Annotated in this window: 19 protein-coding genes; 11 read left to right on the forward strand and 8 right to left on the reverse strand. The window is 36.9% G+C overall.

What is annotated here, in order from left to right:
• Positions 1–110 precede the first annotated feature (110 nt).
• The 3 genes from BOQ62_RS20675 to BOQ62_RS20685 all read right to left on the reverse strand — a co-directional run bounded on the left by BOQ62_RS20675 (position 111) and on the right by BOQ62_RS20685 (position 4435).
• A complete protein-coding gene (locus BOQ62_RS20675; RefSeq protein ID WP_129042251.1) occupies positions 111–2408 on the reverse strand; it encodes a GH92 family glycosyl hydrolase in 2298 nt (765 codons plus the stop codon).
• Positions 2409–2485: 77 nt separating this feature from the next.
• The gene (locus tag BOQ62_RS20680) at positions 2486–3169 is read right to left on the reverse strand and encodes a response regulator transcription factor (RefSeq protein WP_129042252.1); all 684 of its coding nucleotides are present in this window, start codon (positions 3167–3169) and stop codon (positions 2486–2488) included.
• Positions 3170–3181: 12 nt separating this feature from the next.
• Complete coding sequence (locus BOQ62_RS20685) at positions 3182–4435, reverse strand: sensor histidine kinase (protein ID WP_129042253.1); 1254 nt, start codon at positions 4433–4435, stop codon at positions 3182–3184.
• A gap of 148 nt (positions 4436–4583) precedes the next feature.
• Here BOQ62_RS20685 and BOQ62_RS20690 point away from each other — a divergent pair, with 148 nt between their 5' ends.
• The 9 genes from BOQ62_RS20690 (at position 4584) to BOQ62_RS20730 (ending at position 12977) form a co-directional block, all read left to right on the forward strand.
• On the forward strand, positions 4584–4994 hold the full coding sequence (locus BOQ62_RS20690; RefSeq protein WP_129042254.1) for a DUF1573 domain-containing protein: 411 nt from the start codon (positions 4584–4586) through the stop codon (positions 4992–4994).
• Between the two features lie 176 nt (positions 4995–5170).
• On the forward strand, positions 5171–6067 hold the full coding sequence (locus BOQ62_RS20695; RefSeq protein WP_129042255.1) for an SDR family oxidoreductase: 897 nt from the start codon (positions 5171–5173) through the stop codon (positions 6065–6067).
• 67 nt (positions 6068–6134) lie between these two features.
• Complete coding sequence (locus BOQ62_RS20700; protein WP_129042256.1) at positions 6135–8099, forward strand: M1 family metallopeptidase; 1965 nt, start codon at positions 6135–6137, stop codon at positions 8097–8099.
• Positions 8100–8431: 332 nt separating this feature from the next.
• Complete coding sequence (locus tag BOQ62_RS20705; RefSeq protein ID WP_129042257.1) at positions 8432–9319, forward strand: DUF2589 domain-containing protein; 888 nt, start codon at positions 8432–8434, stop codon at positions 9317–9319.
• Between the two features lie 16 nt (positions 9320–9335).
• A complete protein-coding gene (locus BOQ62_RS20710) occupies positions 9336–10031 on the forward strand; it encodes a hypothetical protein (protein WP_129042258.1) in 696 nt (231 codons plus the stop codon).
• A complete protein-coding gene (locus BOQ62_RS20715; protein WP_129042259.1) occupies positions 10031–10609 on the forward strand; it encodes a hypothetical protein in 579 nt (192 codons plus the stop codon). The genes BOQ62_RS20710 and BOQ62_RS20715 overlap by 1 nt, the downstream gene beginning before the upstream one ends.
• Before the next feature lie 11 nt (positions 10610–10620).
• On the forward strand, positions 10621–11883 hold the full coding sequence (locus tag BOQ62_RS20720) for a S8 family peptidase (protein ID WP_129042260.1): 1263 nt from the start codon (positions 10621–10623) through the stop codon (positions 11881–11883).
• Positions 11880–12083, forward strand: a complete 204-nt coding sequence (locus tag BOQ62_RS20725; protein ID WP_129042261.1) for a hypothetical protein — start codon at positions 11880–11882, stop codon at positions 12081–12083. Before BOQ62_RS20720 ends, BOQ62_RS20725 begins: the two co-directional genes overlap by 4 nt.
• A 66-nt stretch (positions 12084–12149) precedes the next feature.
• Positions 12150–12977: an endonuclease/exonuclease/phosphatase family protein gene (locus BOQ62_RS20730; RefSeq protein WP_129042262.1), complete on the forward strand. Its 828-nt coding sequence runs from the start codon at positions 12150–12152 to the stop codon at positions 12975–12977.
• Between the two features lie 5 nt (positions 12978–12982).
• On the opposite strand, the gene BOQ62_RS20735 is transcribed toward BOQ62_RS20730, so the two are convergent.
• Both BOQ62_RS20735 and BOQ62_RS20740 read right to left on the reverse strand, forming a co-directional pair.
• The gene (locus BOQ62_RS20735; protein WP_129042263.1) at positions 12983–13669 is read right to left on the reverse strand and encodes a response regulator transcription factor; all 687 of its coding nucleotides are present in this window, start codon (positions 13667–13669) and stop codon (positions 12983–12985) included.
• The gene (locus BOQ62_RS20740; protein WP_129042264.1) at positions 13659–14981 is read right to left on the reverse strand and encodes a sensor histidine kinase; all 1323 of its coding nucleotides are present in this window, start codon (positions 14979–14981) and stop codon (positions 13659–13661) included. Before BOQ62_RS20740 ends, BOQ62_RS20735 begins: the two co-directional genes overlap by 11 nt.
• Positions 14982–15304: 323 nt before the next feature.
• On the opposite strand from BOQ62_RS20740, the gene BOQ62_RS20745 reads away from it, so the two are divergent.
• Positions 15305–17599 carry an outer membrane beta-barrel family protein gene (locus tag BOQ62_RS20745; RefSeq protein ID WP_262708375.1) on the forward strand — a complete coding sequence of 765 codons (2295 nt, stop codon included), beginning with the start codon at positions 15305–15307 and terminating at the stop codon, positions 17597–17599.
• 106 nt (positions 17600–17705) lie between these two features.
• Positions 17706–19571, forward strand: coding sequence for a M1 family metallopeptidase (locus tag BOQ62_RS20750; RefSeq protein ID WP_129042266.1), 1866 nt, complete (start codon positions 17706–17708; stop codon positions 19569–19571).
• Positions 19572–19607: 36 nt separating this feature from the next.
• Here BOQ62_RS20750 and BOQ62_RS23695 read toward each other — a convergent pair whose 3' ends face one another.
• The 3 genes from BOQ62_RS23695 to BOQ62_RS23705 are packed head-to-tail and all read right to left on the reverse strand — an operon-like array spanning position 19608 to position 21014.
• A complete protein-coding gene (locus BOQ62_RS23695; RefSeq protein WP_228414416.1) occupies positions 19608–20117 on the reverse strand; it encodes a hypothetical protein in 510 nt (169 codons plus the stop codon).
• Positions 20092–20838 (reverse strand): phosphatase PAP2 family protein, encoded by a 747-nt coding sequence (locus BOQ62_RS23700; protein WP_228414418.1) that lies wholly within the window; start codon positions 20836–20838, stop codon positions 20092–20094. Before BOQ62_RS23700 ends, BOQ62_RS23695 begins: the two co-directional genes overlap by 26 nt.
• A complete protein-coding gene (locus BOQ62_RS23705) occupies positions 20820–21014 on the reverse strand; it encodes a hypothetical protein (protein WP_228414420.1) in 195 nt (64 codons plus the stop codon). Before BOQ62_RS23705 ends, BOQ62_RS23700 begins: the two co-directional genes overlap by 19 nt.
• Between the last annotated feature and the right edge of the window lie 54 nt (positions 21015–21068).

Raw genomic sequence — 21068 nt, forward strand, 5'->3', positions numbered from 1 at the left:
AAAAATGGTCGGAAATTTCTTCCGACCATGACTAGGCTTTAGCCCGCTCTCTTTATTTTAGATCTTCCATTGGCTTTAGCCAAAACTTATTATTTCAACCCCTGACCGTTTTACTTCTTCGCTTTACCTCCCATATAAAAAGTAAGTTTTCCACCATTCATAATCTCAGAATGCTTCAACGTAAAATTCTTAATCTCTTTTCCATTCAAAAGAACTTTCTGAACATAGACGTTTTTCGGACTTTGATTAATGGCTTCAATTTCAAAAGTTTTTCCATTTTCCAGATTCAATACAGCGTTATCAACCGCAGGACTTCCAATAGAGTAGTTTTCTGAACCGGGAGCTACAGGATAAAATCCTAATGAGCTTAAAATATACCATGCACTCATTTGCCCGGCATCATCATTTCCTCCCAGTCCGTCCGGTGTCGCTTTATATTGCATTTCCAGAATACGGCGAATTTGTGCCTGAGCTTTCCAAGGCTGTCCAGCCCAGTTATAAAAATAAACAACATGGTGGGCGGGCTCATTTCCGTGAACATATCCACCGATAATTCCTTCACGGGTAATATCTTCAGTGTCTGCAAAGAACTCATCTGGTAAATGCATGGTGAATAGTTCGTCCAGTTTTGAAGCGAATTTCTTTTTTCCACCCATCAGAGTAATCAATTCATCAGGATTTTGTGGCACAAAGAAACTGTAGTTCCATGAGTTTCCTTCAATAAAACCCTGCCCGTGGGTGCTTAGTACATCAAAATCTTTTTTAAAGCTTCCATCTGCCAGACGAGGACGCATAAATCCGATGGTTTTGTCAAAATTATTTTTCCAGTTTTCAGATCGCTTGATAAACTGATTATAGATTTCTGTTTTGTTTAAATGTTTTGCCAGCTGAGCAATAGCCCAGTCATCATAGGCATACTCCAGCGTATTGGAAACTGAAGTTCCGTTTTTCTCAGCCGGAATATATCCAAGGTCGATATATTGTCCTATTCCTTCGTAATTTCTTTTATTAGCAGTTTCTATACATGCTTTTAAGGCTTCTTCGGGATCACCCGCATAATTTCCTTTAATAATAGCATCAGCAACAACACTTACACTGTGATAGCCACTCATACACCAGTTATCATTCGCATAATGTGACCAGATGGGCAGCATTTTCATCGAAAACTGATGATAATGAGCCATCATAGATTTTACCATATCACCATTTCGCTTAGGCTGGATGATATTAAAGAAAGGATGCAGCGTACGGTAAGTATCCCATAGAGAAAAGGTAGTATAATTGGTAAAGCCATCTGCCTTATGAACATTTTGATCAAGCCCTTTATATTCTCCATTTACATCCATGTAAGTGGTTGGATTAATGAATGTATGGTACATTGCAGTATAAAAGTTCGTTTTTTCAGTATCAGAACCTTTGATGACAATTTTATTTAATTCCTTATTCCAGTTGTCCTGAGCCTGAGTTTTGGCCTGATCAAAATTTATATTTCCGGCTTCTTTTTCCAGATTTTCCAGGGCATTGGTCTGGCTTACCGGAGAAATAGCCAATTTTACTTCAATGGCTTCGTTTTCATTGGTATCAAAATCAAAGTACATTTTCAGATTCTTACCTGCGATTTCCGGGAAATTCTGATTTTGATCAAATTTTCTCCAAAATCCCTTGTAAACCTGCTTCTCATCATAGTTCTTCTGACCATAAGATTTAAAAGGTTTCGAAAACTTCATCGCAAAATAAACCGTTCTGGTTCTTGCCCAACCGTTGGTTTGACGGTAGCCCGTGATCGTATTTCCGTTTTGTACACGTACATAGGTCCAGATATTTTTTCCGTCATAATTGTAAATGCCAGCCATCAAATCCAGAATAATATGAGCCTGGTCAGATTTAGGGAAAGTATAACGGTGAATTCCTACTCTTGGTGTTGCTGTCAGTTCAGCCAGAATATTGTGATCATCCAGTTTAACTTTATAATATCCGGCTTCTGCGGTCTCGTTCTGGTGTGAAAATCTGCTTCTGTAGCCACTTTCCGGGTTGGAAGCTGTTCCCGGATTCAGCTGAAGTTTTCCTACGGTAGGCATTACCAGAAAATCTCCCAGATCAGAATGTCCTGTTCCACTGAAGTGAGTCGAACTGAAACCTACAATCGTTTTATCTTCATAACGATAGCCGGCGCAGTATTTATAAACCTCACCATTATATTTTCCATTAAGTTCGTAAGAAATAGAGTCTGTTTCAGGGCTTAGCTGTACCGCGCCAAAAGGGACCGTAGCTCCCGGGTAAGTATGTCCCATCTTTTCGGTCCCGATCAGAGGGTTGACATATTGGATTAATTTTTCAAATTTTTGAGCCTTAAATTGTGCAGTTACACATAAAAGAAATAGAAAAACAGTAGATCTGTGATTTTTCATTAATAGGAAATTTTCAGAGTTTAAAATTAATTAAAATCATCATTTGCTGTTGTGTTTTGGAGATGTTTGCGTACTATTTATTCTTTTTCAGAAAAACGGAAACCTATTCCGTGAAGGTTTTCTATTAAAACATTCTGTTCTTCGGCTAATACTTTTCGCAATCGGGAAATAAACACATCAAGACTTCGGCCCATAAAATAGTCATCATCCCCCCAAATCGCTTTCAGGATTTCCTGTCGTTTGACCACCAGATTCTTGTGACGGATAAAGTATAAAAGCAAGTCAGATTCTCTCTGAGTAAGGGTCATGCTATTTTCTATACCCTGCAGGGTGTAGTTTTTAGGATCAAAATCATATTTGCCGACTTTATATTTTAGAGGAGAAGTATCTGTTTTCTTGGTACGTTTCAGAAAAACTTCAATTTTCAACATCAGTTCTTCAATGCTGAATGGTTTTACCAGATAATCATCAGCACCTATTTTAAGCCCTTTAATCCTATCTTCTTTTAAAGCTTTTGCAGAGATAAAAATTATCGGTATTTCAGAATTTTTACTACGAATTCGTTGTGCTACTTCAAACCCATTCATGCCGGGCATCATAATATCCAGCAGGCAAATATCGAAATCCTGACTGTTAAATGCTTCCAATGCAGATTCACCATCAGAATAACAGCTGATATCATAATAACTTTCCAGACTGTCTTCTACCAGGAAAGCTATTGTTTTGTCATCTTCGGCATATAAAATTTTAGATTTCTCCATACTTACACATGATTAATTTGAAAACGGGCAAAAAAGAGTTGTGGTAATTCCTCTGTCTTCATTATTCTCCACAGAAATTTTCCAATGGTGCTGCTGAACGACTTTTTTTACATAAAATAATCCCAGCCCAAAACCATTCACCTCTTCACTTCTTTTGGTATGTACCCGGTAAAATTTTTCAAAAATATGAGGAATATTTTTAGCGGGGATTCCCATTCCGTTGTCTTTAAACTTTAAATATAACCCTTTTGAATCTTTATGGGCCGAAATTTTAATCACAGGCTGCGTTTCACAATACTTGATGGAATTATCCAACAGGTTGTAAATGATGTTGGTAAAGTGAAATTCATCAGCCATCACGGAAGTGCTGTTTTCAATATCAATTTCGACGCTGAGATCTTTATTTTTTTGCTGTATATTGTCTGCAATCTCCTGAATAAAGGGAAGAAGTAAAATTTTTTGTGGTTTTAATAAAAGTCCGGCAGCATCGTTCTTAGCAATATTCAATATTTTCTCAATATGATTATTGAGCTTGTGACTTTGATTAATGATAATGGAAGTGTACGTCTGTAGTTTAGAGTTTTCCTGTACCATTTCCTGTTTATTAAGCGCTTCTGAAGCCAAAAGTATCGAGGATAAAGGAGTCTTAAACTCGTGAGTCATATTGTTGATGAAATCACGCTGTAGCTCTGAAAATTTCTTCTGCTGAATGATGGTATAAATGGAATATACATACACCAGAAGAATAATGATAAGGGCAAATGTCAGAAGATACCAAAATCTTAACGAACTGATCAGATAAGTGGTTTTATCGGGAAAACGAATGGAAAAATAATAGATCAGATTTTTATGTTTCGGAAAATTGATTACCTTATTACTGGGACTTTCCTGATGGGAAGTCATGTATTTTCCGTAGACCATTTTATCGCTGTGGCAATTGTATAATGCATACACATAATCTGTATTGATCTGAAAGCGGGTAAATTCTGTCTTTAGATAATATTCAAGAACAACGGGATGAAATTCATTATTAATATTAACCACGTAATAGTCATTGGCAATATTCTGTACTGGATTTTCTGTGTAGGATGTCTTTCCTCCGGAAAGCTTTTCCGCAACCTCCATTAGGGCAATATTTACCTTTTGGTTGAATTTTTTATCTTCAAGATTATAAGCCTGGCGGGTCCACATCAGCTGGGCTATTAAAATTCCGATAATAGCAATGAACCCCAGCGTTATGATAATATTGAGTCTTTTTATTTTCATTTCCTGAAACAATATTATCCAAAAATATCTATTTATCTTTTATTATTAACAACTCGTTAACAAATGTTTGACAGCGGTTAACAAGTTGTAATCACTGTGTGCTTTACATTTGCTATATCGAAATATAATAATATTAAAATTTATACTCATGAAAAAACTAAAAATTACAGCTCTTTTGGCAGTGTTAGCATTCTCTCCTTTTTATGCTAATGTATTTACTGCAGACGCTCCATCTATTGTAAAAATGGTAGCTGATGCTATTAAATGGAAATCAGAATCTATTGATGTAGGAAATATTCCTCAGGGAAAACCAAAATTGATCAGATTTGAATTCACGAATACAAGTTCAAAACCAATCATTATCCAGAATGTAGCTCCTTCATGTGGATGTACAACAGCAGATTATACAAAAACTCCTATTCAGCCAGGAAAAAAAGGATTTGTAGAAGCTAGCTATAATGCAGCTGCAGCAGGTCCGTTTATGAAGACTGTAAATGTTACGACAAGTGACAGCAAAACTCCTAAAACACTTTCATTCAAAGGTGTAGTAGCTTCTTAATATTTTATTTTTTAAAAGATAAAAACAGCCTGATAAGTAATTGTCAGGCTGTTTCCTTTTTGAAGAATCTGATGGATTTAAAAATAATATCAGGAATAATTATTTGTAGCATTATTTATCAATCTATTTTAAAGGATTGCATTTTAATATTTATTATTTTTAAGAAAAAATAAATTATGAGTCTATATACACAACCTATGCTGCGCGAAGGTGCACTAAAAGATAAAGTAGCAATTGTAACAGGAGGCGGAAGCGGTCTTGGAAAAGCGATGACGAAATACTTTCTTGAATTGGGCGCTAAAGTAGTGATTACTTCCAGAAATCTGGAGAAGCTACAGGCAACAGCTAAGGAGTTGGAAGATGAAACAGGAGGCAAAGTGCTTTGTGTCGCTTGTGATGTAAGAAGCTGGGATGAGGTAGAAGCGATGAAAGAAGCGACATTGAAAGAATTCGGGAAGATTGATATCTTATTGAATAATGCTGCCGGAAACTTTATTTCTCCAACAGAAAAATTGACTCACTCGGCTTTTGATTCTATTTTAGATATTGTTTTAAAAGGAACAAAAAACTGTACTCTTTCGGTAGGGAAACACTGGATAGACTCTAAAACTCCGGGGACTGTACTGAATATTGTAACAACTTACGCATGGACAGGTTCTGCCTACGTAGTACCTTCAGCCTGTGCAAAGGCAGGAGTTCTGGCCATGACAAGATCTTTGGCGGTAGAATGGGCTAAATACGGAGTCCGTTTCAATGCCATTGCTCCGGGACCTTTCCCTACAAAAGGAGCTTGGGACAGACTTCTTCCGGGAGACCTTCAGGAGAAATTTGATATGAAGAAAAAAGTTCCGTTGAGAAGAGTAGGAGAACATCAGGAGCTTGCCAATCTTGCCGCTTATCTGGTTTCCGATTACTCAGCGTATATGAATGGTGAAGTAGTAACGATCGATGGAGGAGAATGGCTTCAGGGAGCTGGAGAATTTAACATGCTTGAAGCAATTCCGAAAGAAATGTGGGATGCTTTGGAAGCGATGATTAAAGCAAAAAATCAAATTAAATTAAACTTATATTAAAAAAGCTCCCGGATGTGTAACAAATCCGGGAGTTTTTTTTACCTATACAGTAAATAATATTTTTCAAATGAATTATAAACTTCCAACCTTCGTTTCCGCCATTGCAGTGATTCTGTTTTCAGGATCTGTATATGCACAGGAGAACCCAAAGTATGATTATGTAGAAGCATTTAAGCCGTTTTTCTATCCGCAGACAGGTACAGTAACCCGTTCTGCAAGCGGACAGCCGGGGCATGCTTATTGGCAGAATTCGGCAGATTATCATTTGAACGTCAGCCTGAATGAAGATAAAAAAGAGATTACAGGTACAGCAGAAATTACGTATACCAACAACAGCCCGGATAAATTGGGCTTTCTTTGGCTGCAGCTGGATCAGAACCTTTTTGCAAAAGATTCCAGAGGAAATGGGGTAGTGCCGCTTTCCGGAAGCAGAAATGGGGCGCACGGTGAAGAATTTAATGGAGGATATAAAATTAAATCAGTCAAACTTGACGGAAAAAGAGAAGTAAAATACACCATTACCGATACAAGAATGCAGATTGATCTTCCAAAAGAATTAAAAGCGAATGGAGGCGTTGCTAAAATAGAAATTGAATACACATTTATCTCTCCGGAGTACGGTTCAGACAGAATGGGAATTCAGGATACCAAAAACGGTAAGATATTTACCATGGCACAATGGTATCCGAGAATGTGTGTGTATGATGATGTTCTGGGATGGAACACACTTCCATATCTTGGAGCCTCAGAGTTTTATTTAGAGTATGGAAATATTACAGCTAATATTACTGTTCCGGCTAATCATTATGTGATGGCATCGGGAGAGCTTCTGAATGAGAAAGAAGTGTACAGCAAAGAGGAAATCAACAGATGGAATGTGGCGAGAAACAGTGATAAAACAGTAATGATCCGTCCAGAATCTGAAATCGGTAAAAATAAAGCTTCCGGTACAAAAACATGGAAATTTAAAATTACACAGGCCAGAGATTTTGCCTGGGCATCATCGGCTGGATTTATTTTAGATGCAGCAAAAATTAATCTTCCTAGTGGAAAAAAATCTTTGGCTATTTCAGCTTACCCGGCAGAAAGTGCGGGTGAAAAAGCATGGGGAAGATCTACAGAATATACGAAAGCTGCTATAGAACATTATTCAAAGAAATGGTATGAATATACCTATCCGGCTGCTACCAATGTAGCAGGAAATGAAGGTGGTATGGAATATCCGGGAATTGTTTTCTGCCATATGGATTCCAAAGGAGAAGATCTTTGGGGGGTTACAGACCATGAGTTTGGACACAACTGGTTTCCTATGATCGTAGGATCTAATGAAAGACTTTTTGCCTGGATGGACGAAGGATTTAATACATTCATTAACGGACTTTCAACCGAAGCTTTCAATAAAGGAGAATATTATCGTAAACCGAACCTGGCAAGATCAGGAACGTATTTGTTAACTGATAATCTGGAGCCTGTAATGGTAGGACCGGACAATATGAAAGAGAGAAATATCGGTGCATTAGCTTACTACAAACCAGGAACAGGATTAGATGTTCTAAGAGAAGCTATTCTGGGCCCTGAAAAATTTGACAAAGCATTCAGAACGTATATTGACCGATGGGCTTTCAAACATCCTACACCTTGGGATTTCTTCCATACGATGGAAAATGTTTCCGGAGAAGAATTGAACTGGTTCTGGAGAGGATGGTTCTTTAATAAATGGAAAATTGATCAGGCTGTTAAAAATGTACAATACGTCAACGGAAGTTTTAAAAACGGAGCTCAGATTACCATTGAAAATCTTGGTCAGCTGCCAATGCCTACAACAGTTCAGCTGAAATTTAAAGATGGAACAGCACAAACGATAAATATCCCTGTGGAAGTTTGGAAAAGAAATAAAGAATGGACATTCAAAGTAGATTCTAACAAGGAAATAGATGAGGTGAAACTGGATCCTAATTCTGTTGTTCCTGATGTCAATCTGGAAAACAACAGCAAAAACCGTCGTAGAAATCTTGGATCTACTTCATTTTAACGCAAAGATTTAATATCTCCTGTTGAATTTTCAAGGAAGCGAAGGTGGAATCAATGGAATTGATTCTTTCTAAGCGTAAGCATATTCATACAGCTTCATCAGCAACTTTGTTGCTTTCTTAGCTTACTTAAGAATAATAATAGTTAATATGATCTTTGCGTCTATAAAATAAATATCTGCAGTATGCATTACAAAAGCCTGAGCTTACCATCGTAAGTTCAGGCTTTTTATTTTAGGGTGTTTTTCCGGGGTAAGTAGAGTTGTTTCCCTTCAATGTTTGGGTGGTTTGCAATATAATTTTGCCTTACCATATTAATCAAAAACAAAACAACATGGAAACATTAAAATCAGTGCTTGAAGCAAGCCACGCCAAAAAAACAAAAAATGAGTTAATTGACCTCTTATCGGGAGTAGAAAAAGTGCTTACTCCGGCAGTGTATGAAAAAGTATCAGGAATTGAAATTTCGGAATTAAGTACACTGACCAATAAAGAGCTACAGAACATTGTAGAAGATTTCAAAAAAAATTATGATGCGAAATGGGAAAAATCATTTTCCGGAGCTTCATCAGATATCCTGAAACTGATTGCCGGTAAAATAGCTGCTGATGAAGAAATTTTCAAAACTTCAGATGCCGCCAGTGCAGATTTTGCAGCAGAATTGGGAAGTATTGATTTCGCTACCATTATTGGAGGACCTTTGGATGCCTGTGTAAAAGCACAGTCTAACGCCTCTATAGCCACCGTTAATTTCATCAATGAAGTTGGTTTCGAGCTTACGGATCCTAATAACCCGAATAGTGCGAAAAAGCTCAGAATGGCAGAATTCAAATACAAAAAAAACATTCCGAATCCGGATTTTAAAGAAGATGAACCGGTAAGTGCTACCAATCCTAAAACAATTCCGAATGATGTAGAAATTTCAGTGCCTTTTATTGCGCTTCTGAATGTTCCAAGTTTCAGAATTGAAACCTGTGAAGTAGACTTTAATGTTAAGCTTAATTCTACTTATACCAAAGATGTAAGTGACGAATTCGGAATCAATGCCGGAGTATCAGGAGGATGGGGGCCTGTGAAATTCAAAGTGGATGTGTCTTACAAAAGAACTTCCAGCACAGGCATTAAAGTGGAAAAAGAATATTCTCTTGGAGTAAAAGTACGTGCAACCAACGATGAGATGCCTGCCGGATTAGAAAAAGTTCTTGGACTTCTTTCACAATAAAAATATTTTACGAAAGATGATAAAACTATCAGATTACCTGGATTATCTCAACAACGAGATAATTCAGGCTCGTAAAAAAGCAGACGAGAATGCAGTTCTTATTGCCAAAGAATATGCCCGTCATGAATACCTTAAATATTTTAAGGTGCCAAGATATGCCCTGCCCAGTGTAAAGATGGATATTCCGATCAAAATCACAGATATAGATTCAGATCCTAAGTATAATTTTAAACTGAATCAGGATCAGTTTGTGACAGAAATAAATGAAAGAATCCGTCTGGTGAATAAAGAGAAGAAAATGAATATTCTTGAAATCAACAAGAGACAGATTCAAACTGAAGAGTTTAAAACCCTGTTCAGTAACCTGGAAAAAAATGATCAGAAATTCGGAAAGCTCCCAGCCAATGAAGTTCTTAAGCTGGATCTCAGAAAGAAAATGCAGCTTCTTAATTCCGGAATATTTAGACCTCAGGAAGGAATAGAAGAAGAAACAGATGAGCTGAAAGAAATTTTTTCAAAAGTTCTGTTGAATAAATATACGCTGGTGAATGCAAAGCTGAACAGCATTTACATAGATCCCAATACCAGTGCAGCAGAAGATAAAGATAAACTATTCATCAACCTTCATGTGGAAATGGAGGAGGAAGGAATCAGGATTGTGTCTTACAAAGATAAAGACGGCAACGAAATAGAACAGATAACTTTTGAGTAATGCAGGAACTTATTCACTTTACAGTACAGAAAATCAAAGAATTGCTGGAACAGTTCAATGAGGTTCAGGCTTTATACCTGTCAAAATCATTTGACTTTGATACCCGGTTTGATGCTTTTCTCAACGAAGTTCTGGAGTATTTCCGTACTAAAGGAAACACCAGCCACGAATCTGAAGTATTGAAAATTATGAATATGATTTCCACCGTTAAAAGAGGTTTTAATCCAATAAAAATGGAGAAAATAATGAATGGGAGAAGGGAAATTCTTGGAGGATTCTCATTCAATGGAATGGAAAGTATTTATGATATTCTCATGGAAATATATGCCAAAGAAAATAAAAAACTTGAGGATGCGGAAGAACTTATTTCAGGAATCATTGTCTCATTATATCAGAGTGGTATTCTTGATGATGAAAAACTGAAAGAAATGAATTCCGTTCCCAAAATTGAAAACTTCTGGAACTCTCTCGTGGAACAGAATGCTGCTATATCCGGAATCAACAAAAAGCTGAGACTTTCTATCATTCCGGAAGACGTTTTTCTTATTCTGGAAAAAATATTTATGAAATTAATTTAAAAAAGATCATTATGGAAACCGGAAGATATATTGTTCTGCTACAGGATCAGCAGAAAAATTCGCTCAAAAAAATAGAAAAAGAGCTGGAAGTGAATATTACTTCTTCAGAATTGCTGTCCAAAGAAAACCGTTCCTACGAAATCATTGATCAGGATAACGGTGTGCTTTACAAAAATCTGGGAGTTCTTGTGGTGGAAAATATGGATGAAGACCAATTGAAAAGTGCCGTGAAAAATGAATCAAATTCTATCATTTATTATGAAAAAGAAAGAGAATTTTTTCCTGCAGATGAATTGCAGCTTATTAATGAGCTGAAAAAACAGTCAGCCGGACTTGCTGAAAAAATCTCAGAACTTGAACAATATATAACCACCAAGCCTTTGCCTCAAAAATCATTTGTTGAGATGGAGTGGGGATTAAAAGCTATTGGCCTGGAAAATACTAATTATACAGGAAAAGGAATTGATATTTGTATTCTGGATACCGGACTTGAAACTTCCCACCCCGATTTTTCTTCTGAAGAAATTGAAGGAAAATCTTTCATAGATGGTCAGGACTGGAACAGAGATCCCAACGGGCATGGTACACACTGTGCCGGGGTTGCTACAGGAAATACCAGAAGTGATACAGGACGCCGCTACGGAATTGCGCGAGACTGCAATCTGAAAATAGCAAAAGTGCTCGCAGACAATGGTAGAGGAACTACCAGCAGCGTAATTGATGCGATAGACTGGGCAATCACGAAAAAATTCAGAATTTTGTCTCTTTCGCTGGCTTCTCCGGTGAAGCTTGATGATCAACCTTCTGTCCTTTTTGAAACCATTGGAGAACGGGCACTTGAAAATAACTGTCTTATTATAGCTGCTGCAGGAAACGACAGCAACAGACCCCAGATTCCGCAGCCGGTTTCCATGCCGGCCAATTCAAAATCTATAATGGCAATCGGAGCTATGGATGCTCAGATGAAAATTGCCAGATTTTCAAACGCAGGAATCAATCCGTCTACAGGAGGAAATATCAATGTCTGTGCTCCCGGAGTAGATATTATCAGTTCCTATCCTAAAAATGCTAAGAACAAAAATAATTTATATTACAGCATTAGCGGTACAAGCATGGCGGCACCGCATGTTTCCGGACTTGCCGCTTTGTATATGGAACAGTTTCCCGATAAATCAGCAAAAGAGATCTGGGAACTGATTGAAAATAAAGCAAGGCCTATTGAAGGCATAAAATACAGAGATATTGGAAACGGTTTAATACAGGTATACTTATGATCACTTATCTCGCAGTTTTAAAAAAAGATATAAACATTAAAAAGCTGGAAGCGCTTCTTAAAAGTAAAAGCATAAAACTGGCTTCTCATTACAAAACCATCGGCGTTGTAAAACTTGAAAGTAACACTTCCATTTCGGAGTCCGAATTTCAGGAGTATTTTATATCTATAGAAGAAGAAAAAGATAATTTAACAATATAATCACATCAATAAAGCTTTTCTGTCGCAGAGAAGTTTTATTTTTGTCTCTTACTGATAAAATAAGATATGAATTTCAGATTTTCAATCGTGTTTCTGATGCTTTTTGCATTAGGATTTTCACAGGACCTTACCGTAATGAGTTTTAATATCAGACTGAATGTAGAGTCGGATAAAGACAATGCCTGGCCAAAAAGAAAGCAGGATGTTGCAGATTTACTGGCCTATTATCATCCTGATTATTTCGGAGTACAGGAAGCGCTTCCGGAACAGATGAAAGATATTAAAACAGGGTTAAAAAACTATGATTATATCGGAGTAGGAAGAGATGATGGTAAGGAACAAGGAGAATTTTCAGCGATCTTTTATGATACGAATAAATTAGAAATTGTAAAATCGGGGACGTTCTGGCTGTCTGAAACCCCGGAAAAACCTTCAAAAGGCTGGGATGCTGCGCTGAACAGAATTTGTACCTATGCTGTATTCAAAGATAAAAAATCGAAGAAAGAATTCCTTGCAATGAACCTTCATTTCGATCATGTAGGAAATGTAGCCAGAGTAAAATCTTCCGAACTGATCCTGAAAAAAATCAAAGAACTGAATCCAAAAAATCTTCCGGTGGCACTAAGCGGAGATTTTAACCTGACAGATGATTCAGAACCTATTAAAATTCTTTCCCAGAATATGAAAGATACTTTCTATCATTCAGAAACCAAACATTATGGTCCGGTAGGAACTTTTACAGGTTTCAATGTGAATGAAGTTCCTAAAGACAGAATTGATTATATTTTTACAAAAGGCTTTAAGATCAGATCTCACAGACACATCAATGACAGAAGAGAAAATCTTTTGTATCCTTCAGATCATTTTCCGGTGATTGTGAATCTTTCCCTATAAAAAAATCAGTGGGTTGGAAAATCGACTTCAAATCCAATTCCTCTCAGGGATTGGATTTTTATTTTGGGATCACTGTTGAAATACTTACGAAGCCTGCTGATGAAAACATCAAGACTTCTTCCAGTAAAATAGTCATTGGTTTCCCAAAGATTATCCAGAATATTATCCCTTGTAATGATAGATCGGTTGTGCTTCAGAAGATACAGCAAAAGCTCTTGCTCCCGTATGGTCAGACGATTGTTTCCGTTAGGATGAGACAACAGAAGTTTAGTGGTGTCAAGTGAAAATTCTCCGATTTTTATCTGACTTTCGGTAATGGCGGGAAGTGTTCTCTTCAGAATATTTTTAATTCGTAAAACCAGTTCTTCGGGATCGCAGGGTTTGGCAATATAATCGTCTGCACCTATTTTCAATCCTGTGAGGCGGTCTATTTTTTGATTTTTGGCGGTTAAAAATAACAATGGGAAATCCTTTTTTTCCTTAATGATCATTTTTGCCAGAGAAAAACCATCAATATTGGGCATCATCACATCCAGAATTCCTATCTGAAAAGGAAAATCAGCATGAAGCAATGGAGCTACATCTTCCGGATTCTGAAACCAGCTGACTTCAAAATCTTCCAATTCAAGATACTGCTTAAGGATCATTCCGAAATCCGGATCATCTTCTGCCAGAAGGATTTTAGTTTTCATAAGGAATTGATATTTTAAAAGTACTGCCTGCATTGATTTGGCTGGAAACCTCTATTTTTCCATTATAATCTGTAATGATCTTCTTCACAAAATAAAGCCCAAGCCCAAGCCCTTTGCTGTTGTGAATATTGTTATTCTGTATTCTGTAGAACTTTTCAAAAATAGTATTCAATTCTTTGGCTTCCATGCCCTGGCCGTTATCAGAAACTTCAATATCCAATTGTTGAGAAATGTTGTGAAGGTTTATGGTAACTGTAGATGCTCCATATTTTACACTATTTTCACAAAGGTTTTTAATGACTGTTTCCATCAGATTTTTATCAAAAGGAAGACCCTGTGAAACAGTATTTTCAAGCTTAAAATCAATATCTGGATAAGTAACTGAAAGATCCTGAATGAAAAAAGTCCAGTCCTCAGGCTGTACAGCGGTCATTTCATCAGGTATTTCATCCTTATGAAGCTGAAACATCAGACTTTCAAGGCGGGAAATCTGTCTGTCAACGAGAGGAAGTGTTTCGGGATTCCATTCTTTTTTTAATGCTTTTGAAGCTATTTTTAAAGTAGCGATCGGAGTTTTAAACTCATGTGAAATGTTATCCACAATAGTGTGGAGAACTTCAACCTGCTTCTGCTGCTGGATCAGATTTCTAATGGTGAAAATATAAAGCAGAAGAACTCCCGAAAGCAGAAGAATACAGCAGATAATCAGCAAAGTAAGCTCTTTGAAAACAATACTTTTTATGTTTTTGATCTCAAAATCTGTCTGGGTTTTGACAAGAAAAGTGTTCTTTCTTTCAACATGGCCTTTATCACTATCATTTCTTTTGGTTGTTGAAGTTTCCCAGCTTCCGTTACTGGCAATACGCGGATTTTTTATCTTATCCTTTGTTTCAAAAATAACAATCGGTTCAGTAATTACTTTGGCACTGTCCGGAAGATGTACAATAGATAAATAGCGGATTCTTGCAGAGATTACATAGCCGTCTTTCTGGTAACGGCTGTCGATATAATGAATCAGCCTTTGTCTGGCAGGTTTTCTGTTTTCTATGAAATAGTTTAGAAAATCTTTTTTATTGACCTCCTTATTATGGTATCTGATAATGATTTGCTGAAGAGAATCATCGTTCCTTTCCTTGGCTTCCTGGATGTCTTCAAGATTGTCCGTATAATTGGTAAGCCCGTCATTCACGGATCTGTAGATATCCCTTTCCTTTACCTGATAGGTTTTATACATAAAGTAAACCTGAATTCCCAGTAATAGTAGGAACAGGGCGGCAAAAACCGAAATCAGAATTTTACTCTTGGCGATCATCGAAACAAAGATAAAGCTTTAGCTATTTTCCAGAAATGATTATTTTATTATTAACCTTCCATTAACCATAATTTTGAATCCACAAAATAAATAATCATTCATACTTCCGAATTTGTGAATTTTGATGGCAAAAAAAGACATTAACCCATCATTAACCTTCCATTAACCCTGTTTTTTCTGGCTAATATAGAATTTTGTACCCATAGAACAGAACAGTGATTTTGTTTAAAAGGATAAAAAAAATAGTTATGTATAAAATTCTTTTTCTTCTGTGTTTGCCGGTCTTGATTTTTTCCCAGCAGCAAAAATCTGGAGGCACAATTGTGAACACCGAAAATGAAAAGCTTTCATCAGTGAAAGTGGAAGTGTATAATGCTCAAAATGAATTAATCAAAGAAATAAAAACAGATGATAACGGAACATTTGTACTGGAGGATATTGCGGAACAGGAGGTAAAACTGGTTATTAAAAATCAGGGATACTCTTTATTTGAGAAAAAACTGAATTTGAATAAACCTGAACCTTTAAATATTATTCTTAAAAAAGAATCTCAGGAAATAGAGGGAGTAGTAATGACGAAACGTAAACCTTTGGTGAAAAGAAAGGTCGACCGTCTGGAATTTAATGTGGAAAACAGTAATATTTCATCACTCAATGCCTGGGAAATCTTAAAAAATACACCCAGTGTCACTGTCAATAATAGTGTATTGAGCGTAAAGGGAAGCACGGGAATTCTGGTGACTATTAATGATAAAAAAGTGATGCTCACAGGGGATGAGCTTAAAAATCTTCTTGAAAATACACAGGGAGATGAGGTGAAATCAGTAGAAGTAATTACCAATCCGCCTGCAAAATATGAAGCCTCAGGAAGTTCAGTGCTGAATATCGTTCTGAAAAAGAATAAAATTGAAGGTTACCGTGGAATTCTTTCTTCAAAATATGTGCAGACACAATATGCGAAAGGCGTCTTCGGTCTTTCCCAATATTATAAAAAAGATAAACTTTCCGTTATGGGAAGCTATTATAGAGGGCTGGGGACGTACTACCGTGAAGGAACAGATTATGTAAATTATCCGGAAAGCCAAACCCGATGGATCAGTACAATGAACAGGAAGGATAAGAACAATAACCAAAATACCCTGAATTTTAATGTGGAATATGAGCTGGACAGTTTGACCAACTTAAGCCTCAACTATTCAGGGTTTTTCTCTCCAAAATCCTTCGGAACCTACAATGTTCCTACACTCATCTATAATCAGCAAGATATCGCAGAATCCAATTATACTACCATCAATGATCACCGTTCACGGTCCATCAACAACTCTGTGAGTTTTCAGATAGACCGGAAATTGAATAAGAAAAGTAGCCTTTCCTGGGTTAATTATTTTACCGGGAATAATGCTGATAAATACCAAAATGTGATTACCGACCTGAACTTTGCAGGACAGCCTCCAAAAGAAGATAATTTCATTACTCAGAATAAAGCGGATGTTCAATTATATTCCACTCAATTCGATTATCAGTGGAAAGGAGATAAACTGGAGCTGGAATCCGGAGCGAAATATAGTTTTGTAAAGACAAACAGTACGCTTGACTTCTCTGACAATGAGAATGGAGTATTGCAATACCGTCCGGAAAAGAGCAGTATTTTTGATTATAAGGAACACAACTTTGCGCTGTATTCTTCATTAGCCTACAATATAGGAAAATGGAGTTTCAAAGGAGGACTCCGTGCAGAAATGACAGATCTTGAAGGAATAGTTTCTGAACCTTATGAATTGAATAAAAGCAATTACTGGAAGTTTTTCCCTACTTTTTATGCACAATATACCACAGAAAATAAACACGAATTTGGTTTCTCTTATGGGAAAAGAATCAGCAGACCTTCCTATTCATGGTTGAATCCGGCAAAGTCTTATTATAACCTGTTTTCATACTACCAAGGGGATCCAAAATTAAAAGCAACCATTACTCATAATCTTAACTTTACCTATTCCTGGAAAGACTGGAATCTGGATTTATACTACAGGAAAGAAATATATCCATCCATGGAAATTTCCTATCAGGAACCGAGTACCAACAGCCTGATTTATTACTTTACCAATATTGAGAAAGGAGAAGCTTTCGGATTAAGTTTATACAAAAACTTTCAGGTCAAGTCATGGTGGAATATCATTCTCTCTGAAAACCTTGAACACAACGAAAATTACTTCAAAGGAACAGACGGAATGCTGTATAAAAATAAAGTATGGAACTGGGTTTCCAATATTTCCACAAGTTTTACCCTTGATAAAAACAGCGATTGGAAAATGGAAATGGGGCACCGCTACTATTCTCCTGGAATACAGGGAACATTCAGGATTTCTTCTCTCTGGTCAGCCTATTTTGTAATGAACAGAAAGTTCTTTAATAAAAAGCTGGATGCCAGTCTCATTTTTACCGATATTTTCAGAACTACAGGTCAGAAAGTGAGTACGAAATATGCCAATCAGGATAATTATTTTCTTGATTATACAGATGCTCAGGGTTTTACTTTTTCTCTGAAATTCAATTTTGGAAATCAATCTGTGAAAAATGCAAAAACGATCAAAAAAACTGCGGAACAGGATAGACTGTAGAATAATATGATAGAAATCCCATTACAATAAAATATTATTATAAAAGAAATGATCTCCTGATGTCACATTTTCGCTATTTTTGATACCTATCTTTAAAAAGATCGCTATGAAGAAAATTTTTTCCGGAATGCTGATGGTTGTTTCCTTACTGCAATTATCTGCACAGGAACTGTATATGCCGAGGAATATCAAAAAGGCTTATGATAAAGGAACGCGTGATATCTCTGGAGCACCAGGCAAAAACTACTGGCAGAATAAGGGAGTATATAATGTAGATGTAAAAGTGGATGCCAATACTAAAACGGTTTCCGGAAAAGAAACAATAGTCTATATTAATAACAGTCCGGATAACCTGAATGAACTGGCTATTCGATTTGTGAATAACCTTCATAAGCCGCAATCACCAAGATCGGGATTCGTGTCTAAAGATTTTCTGTCATCAGGACTAAAGATTAAATCTTTCATTGTAAACGGTGATAAATATGATATCAATAGTAATGACTGGAGCACTGTTGAAAAAGTAAAATTGAAATCAGCTTTAAAATCCAAATCAAAAGCTGAAGTTAAAATAGAATGGGAGTATCCATTATCTGTACAGAGTGGAAGAGAAGGGCAGATTGACCCGGAAACATTCTATGTTGCATATTCTTTTCCAAGAATTTCTGTGTATGACGATTACAACGGATGGGATATGCTTCAGCACTCAGACAGGCAAGAATTTTATAATGACTTCAATGATTACAGTTTTGCTATCACTGCCCCCAAAAATTACGTGGTCTGGGCTACTGGCGATTTTCTGAACCCGGAAGCTGTACTTCAGCCGGAATATTTGAAAAGATATAAAGCTTCATTAAAAAGCGATAAAGTAATGCACATTGCTACAGAGCAGGAAATGAAGTCCGGAAAAGTTACGCTGCAAAACAAGTGGAACGTTTGGAAATTTAAAGCCAGCCATATCACAGATTTCTGCTTTGCGATGAGCAATCACTATGTTTGGGATGCAGCAAGTGTTCAGTTGAAAACAAAAAGAGCAAGCGTTCAGTCGGGATATAAAAACGGAGCGAAAGATTTTGAACACTATGTAGACTGGATGCGATATAACCTGGATTGGTTTTCAAAAAACTGGCCGGGAGTAGAATATCCTTATAATGTAATGACAGCTATTCAGGGGTATGCAGATATGGAATATCCAATGATGATCAATGATACCAGTATTCCTGATGATCTTCAGGATGCAAGACTTACCGCAGATCATGAAATTGCTCATACTTATTTCCCTTTCTATATGGGAATCAATGAAACAAGATATGCATTCATGGATGAAGGCTGGGCTACTACACTGGAATATCTTATAGGAATTGATGAAAACGGAGAAGCTGCAGCAAAAGAATTTTATAAAAATTTCCGTGTGAAAAAGTGGATCAATGATCCTTCTACAGAGCAGGATCAGCCGGTGATTACCATGAGTACACAGGTGAGCGGAGCCGGATATGGAAATAACTCTTATGTGAAAGCATCGCTGTCTTACCTGGCTTTGAAAGATTATTTAGGAGATGAGCTGTTTAAAAAAGCATTACACCATTATATGGATAACTGGAACGGAAAGCACCCTGTTCCATGGGATTATTTCAATTCGATGAATACGGGTTCAGGAAAAAATCTGAACTGGTTCTTCCAGAATTGGTTTTATACTAATAATTATATTGATCTAAAAGTAACGGGAGCATCCCAAATGAATGATATGCTTACCATAAACGTTGCGAATGTTGGAGGATTTGCCATTCCGTTTGATGCTATATTAGCTTATGAAGACGGAACTACAGAGAAACTTCATTTCTCACCTTCCGTTTGGGAAAAAGATCAGAAACTGACGGACCTCGTGATTCCTATTAAGAAGAAAGTGAAATCTGTGCAGTTGGATGGAGACTTATTTATGGATTATACTCCGGATGATAACCGTAAAACCTTATAAAAGTAAAAGCCTTCAGATTCTGAAGGCTTTGTCTTTTTAAAAATAGGCAGTTAATCTTAAGCCTAATGTAATATAACTGATCTTTTCTTTAGCAATCATATTGTTTAGTTCCTGATCCAGTTCATCGCTTTCTTTAATCTCATCGCTGAAGTAATAGCGGATGGTAGAATTGATCTGGTTATAATCCGTATAGAAAGTAAGACCTAATCCTGGATTGAATTTATAAGTCATAGAAGTTCCGGTATTCCATCGGAAAGCTGGTTTCGGTTTGTATGTGGCTATCTGAAGCTCGTGATTGGGAGCATCAATATCACTTCCTTTTACAAAAACTTTTCCGCTGGCAGTTGCCGCATAACCTCCTGTTACCTTTAGCATAAGCTGCCATTTATCAGAAAATTCATGGGAAAAATAAGGTCCTATGCCTGCAGAAAGAAATCCAAGAGATTGTGTTTTGAGCTCATGATCCCCAAAAACCTGCTCGTCATCAAAAGTTATTCTTTGAGATTTAATAGGAAAGCTGCTAAAGGACACATCTGCACCTACCATCCCTTTTTCGAAAGAAATAAGCGCCTTCCAATCCACCTTCAAAACCAATTTGCTTTTTGTCATCCAGTTCAGATTCCTTCAGGAAATTGGTGGTACCTAATGCGGTACCCATTTTTAGAGCAAGAAAAGAAGGGTAATCATTACCATGTATTCTGGATAACAGGCTTAAATTATCTCCTTTGTTCTTATAAATTTTATCAATAAAGAAATACCCGAGCTCTGTGGAAATAATCCCAATCCCTGCTCCAGCAAGGATATCCGGAACCCAGTGTCTGTTATTTAAATTCCGCCCAAGTCCTGTAAGGGTAGCTGAACCATATCCTGCAATACTGTAGGCTGGGTTTACCATTCCATATTCTTTGTGTAAAAAGCTGGCATTGGTGAAAGCCATAGCAGTATGCCCTGATGGAAAAGAATTGTTCTTGGAGCCATCCGGACGTTCCACTTTTGCTGTATACTTAATGGAATTGACTAAAATAGCCATGATCGCTAAACTTGTACCGTAAGATAGAGTTGCTCTCCCGAGATTGTTCCTTCCTTTTACACCAGCTAGCTTTAATCCATAAACGGCAGCGGCAGGAGCGTATTGAAGATAATCGTCATATTTTACTTTGAAGTTGGGAAGATATCGGTTTCTTACCTCGCGGATGTTCTCTTTTTCTCCCCATGTTGCAGCAGCGGCTGTGAAAAGAATAGCAGGAGCTATAGATTTTTTTCCCATGGTTTTTTGAAAAAAGGAGTCTTCTCCTGAATGCTATATCCAGTATTGATAATTGCAAGATCTTCCTTGAGATTCCTGGTCGGGATAGTATCCTGTGTTTTGATCTGAATAGTATCCTGTGCCTTAATACAGTATAAGTGCAATAGTATTCCTGATGCTAGTGCTATTTTTTTCATCGTAGTAGTGGTGCGAAATTAAATCGTGTAAAAATATAAAAAAAATCTATCCCA

Origin of the sequence: Chryseobacterium sp. CH21, from assembly GCF_004119445.1 — a bacterium.
In the GTDB taxonomy this organism is placed as follows: Bacteria; Bacteroidota; Bacteroidia; order Flavobacteriales; family Weeksellaceae; genus Chryseobacterium.